General features: G+C 74.8%; 4 protein-coding genes. All 4 read left to right on the top strand.

The features are described from left to right. Window positions 1-50: 50 nt before the first annotated feature. Window positions 51-464 carry a DUF3151 domain-containing protein gene (locus ACWD4A_RS35170; protein WP_120754667.1) on the top strand — a complete coding sequence of 138 codons (414 nt, stop codon included), beginning with the start codon at window positions 51-53 and terminating at the stop codon, window positions 462-464. A 184-nt stretch (window positions 465-648) separates the two neighbouring features. After that, a complete protein-coding gene (locus ACWD4A_RS35165; protein ID WP_451200526.1) occupies window positions 649-1503 on the top strand; it encodes a tryptophan 2,3-dioxygenase in 855 nt (284 codons plus the stop codon). Continuing rightward, window positions 1496-2731, top strand: coding sequence for a kynureninase (gene kynU, locus ACWD4A_RS35160; RefSeq protein ID WP_451200525.1), 1236 nt, complete (start codon window positions 1496-1498; stop codon window positions 2729-2731). Before ACWD4A_RS35165 ends, kynU begins: the two co-directional genes overlap by 8 nt. Continuing rightward, window positions 2728-3472 (top strand): alpha/beta hydrolase (locus ACWD4A_RS35155; RefSeq protein ID WP_451200523.1); only part of this gene is annotated, 745 nt, incomplete at its 3' end. The genes kynU and ACWD4A_RS35155, both read left to right, overlap by 4 nt.

The raw sequence follows: 3472 nt of genomic DNA, 5'->3' as shown, positions 1-3472 counted from the left end.
GCCCAAGGGACCCGCACCGCCGAGCGCAGCGACCCGGCACACTGGGGAGCATGTCCATTCATGAGAATCTGCTCGGGGGACCGCCTCCGACCCACCTGCCCGACGACCCCGAGCCGCGCGAGCTGCTCGCCTCCGGAGCCGCTCCCTCGGAGGTCGCGGCCAAGTACCCGGCGTCCTCGCTCGCGTGGGCGCAGCTCGCCGACGAGGCGTTCGAGGGCGGCCGGGTCGTCGAGTCCTACGCGTACGCCCGCACCGGTTACCACCGCGGACTGGACGCCCTGCGCCGCAGCGGCTGGAAGGGCCACGGCCCGGTGCCGTTCGAGCACGAGCCGAACCGCGGCTTCCTGCGCGCCCTGCACGCGCTGGCGCGGGCCGCGCAGGCGATCGGCGAGCAGGAGGAGTACGAGCGCTGCTCGACGTTCCTGCGCGACAGCTCCCCGACGGCCGCCAACACGCTCGGCTGACACGGGAGACCGACCGGAACGCCCCGCCCGGAGCGGGGCGTTCCGTCTGTGCGGAGAGTTATCCACAGGCCTTGCCCGGGGCGGCGCGGGCGACGGATGATGCCTGACAGGGGACCGGGGCTCCGAGGCCAACAGGAAGGGGCGGACCGCTACCCGGAAGCACGTTGTTGCCGAGGAGAGCGCGATGTCGCAGCCGCAACCACCCCGCCCGCACGCCCCGGAGGCCGCCACCGCCTCCCCGACCCTCGACTTCGAGGGCACCACACCGTACGAGGACTACGTCAGGGCCTCCGTGCTCAGCCGCCTCCAGGAGCCGCTGTCCGACGACCCGGGCGAGATGGTCTTCCTGGTCACCACCCAGGTGATGGAGCTGTGGTTCACCGTCCTCGCGCACGAGTGGCGCACCGCGGCGCTGGCCCTCCGCCGGGACGACCTCGCGACCGCGCTGGCCGCGCTCGGACGGTCCGTGTACGAGCTGGAGTCCCTCAACGCCTCCTGGAAGCCGATAGCGCATCTGACGCCCAGTCAATTCAATGCGTACCGGGGCGCGCTCGGCGAGGCGTCCGGCTTCCAGTCGGCGTCGTACCGCCGCCTGGAGTTCCTCCTCGGCGAGAAGTCCACGGCCATGCTGGTGCCCTACCGCGGCGCGCCCCGCGAGAGCGCGGAGCTGGAGCGGGCGCTGCGCGAGCCGAGCCTGTACGACGAGGTGCTGCGCCACCTCGCGCGCCGTGGCCACGCGATACCCACGGCCGTCCTCGACCGCGATGTCACCGAGCGCCACGCCCCCGACCCCGGCGTGGAGCGGGTCTGGCAGCGGATCTACGAGGGCCCGCAGCACAGCGACGAATGCCGGCTGGGCGAGAGCCTGACCGAGGTCGCCGAGCTGGTCTGGCGCTGGCGCAACGACCATCTCGTCGCCACCCGCAGGGCGATGGGCGCCAAGCCGGGCACCGGCGGCTCGTCGGGGGTGGCGTGGCTGGAGAAACGGGCCGCGCGGAATGTCTTCCCGGAGCTGTGGACGGCGCGCAGCCATGTCTGAGGTGAGAGGTGCGGACGTGCAGGAAACGTATGGAGAGCTCGCCCGCGCGGCCGCGGAGCTCGACGCGGCCGACGTGCTGCGCGCCAAGCGCGCGGAGTTCGCGCTGGACGACGGGACGGTCTACCTCGACGGCAATTCCCTGGGCGCGCTGCCCGCCGCGGTCGCCGCGCGCCTCGCGGAGGTCGTGGGGCGCGAGTGGGGGCGGCTCCGCATCCGGGCCTGGGACGAGGCGGGCTGGTGGGCCGCACCCGAGCGGATCGGCGACCGCGTCGGCCGGCTCGTCGGTGCCGCGCCCGGCCAGATCGTGGTCGGCGACTCGACGAGCGTCAACGTCTTCAAGGCGGTCGTGGCCGCGATCCGCCTGTCCCGGGAGCGGTCCGCGGACCGCGACGAAGTGCTCGTCGACGCGGCCACGTTCCCCACCGACGGCTATATCGCGGAGTCCGCCGCGCGGATGACGGGCTGCCGCGTCCGGGCCGTGGCCGCCGGGGCGATGGCGGGGGAGGCCGGGCCGCGCACGGCCGTCGCGCTCGTCAACCACGTCGACTACCGCTCGGGCCGCCTTCACGACCTGCCCGCCGTGACCGCCGCCGCGCACACCGTGGGCGCCCACGTCGTGTGGGACCTCTGCCACAGCGCAGGGGCCCTGCCCGTCGAACTCGACGCGCACGGCGTGGACTTCGCCGTCGGCTGTACGTACAAGTACCTCAACGGCGGGCCCGGCTCGCCCGCGTACCTCTACGTCCGCCGCGAGCTCCAGCCCCGCTTCGACTCGCCGCTGCCCGGCTGGAACTCGCACTCCGACCCGTTCGCGATGGCCCCCGCCTACGCGCCCGCCGACGGCGCCACGCGCGGCCGGGTCGGCACGCCCGAGATCCTCTCCCTGCTCGCGCTCGACACCGCGCTCGACGTGTGGGACGGCGTCCGGCTGACGGACGTCCGGGCCAAGAGCCTCGCCCTGACGGACTTCTTCCTGCGCTGCGTCGAGGAGTACGTGCCGAAGGGCCACGTCGAGAACGTCACCCCCGCCGCGCACGCGGAGCGCGGCAGCCAAGTGGCGCTGCGCTGCCACGGAGCGGGCGCGGTGATGGCGGAGCTCATACGCCGCGGGGTCGTCGGCGACTTCCGGCCGCCGGACGTCCTGCGCTTCGGCTTCACCCCGCTCTACACGGGCTTCGCGGACGCCGAGCGCGCCGCACGGGTGCTGGCGGAGGTGCTGGGGCCGTGACCGCGGCGGCCGAGGAGAGCGCGCTCCAGGCGCTCCCCTACGTGCCACCGGACGGGACCGTCGCCTACGGGGACCACCCCAGCCAGGTGATCGACCTCTACCGCCCTGCGCGGCCGACCGGCACGCGGGTGACACTGCTGCACGGCGGCTTCTGGCGGGAGGCGTACGACCGCCGCCATCTCGCCCCGCTGGCCGCCGCGTTGGCGGCCCGGGGCGCGGAGGTCGCGCTGGTGGAGTACCGCAGGGTGGGCGGGGGCGGCGGCCTGCCCGCCACGTTCGACGACGTGGCGGCGGCGCTCGCGATCCCCTTGCCGGGCGCGACCGGCAGACACGTCCTGGTGGGGCACTCGGCGGGCGGCCACCTCGCGCTGTGGGCGGCGAGCGCCGCGCCCGGCGGGCTGGCCCGGGTCGTGGCGGTCGCGCCGCTCGCGGATCTCGCGCTCGCGAGCGAACTCCGGCTCAGCGACGGGGCGGTCGCCGAGTTCCTCGGCGCTGACGACGGGCGGGTGGCCGGGGTGGATCCCGCGCGGATGCCGGGGGTTCGGGTGCCGGTGGTGGTGCTGCACGGGGCCGCTGACGCGGATGTTCCCGTGGAGGTGTCGCGGAGGTATGTCGCCGCGATGGGCGACGCGGCCGCCCTCCACGTGCTGCCCGGGGTGGGCCACTATGCGGCGGTGACGCCGGGGTCATGCGCCTACGGTGCGCTTCTCGCTGCGCTCGGCGGTGCGGGTCCCCTTCGGT

The organism is Streptomyces sp. NPDC002537 (assembly GCF_053594975.1).
This window is presented reverse-complemented; position numbering and strand designations above follow the sequence as displayed.

What these genes read in the sequence shown, in the direction of transcription:
- kynU (WP_451200525.1), top strand. Translation starts at nt 1,496, where the DNA reads ATGTCTGAGGTGAGAGGTGCGGACGTGCAGGAAACGTATGGAGAGCTC.
- ACWD4A_RS35165 (WP_451200526.1), top strand. Translation starts at nt 649, where the DNA reads ATGTCGCAGCCGCAACCACCCCGCCCGCACGCCCCGGAGGCCGCCACC.
- ACWD4A_RS35170 (WP_120754667.1), top strand. Translation starts at nt 51, where the DNA reads ATGTCCATTCATGAGAATCTGCTCGGGGGACCGCCTCCGACCCACCTG.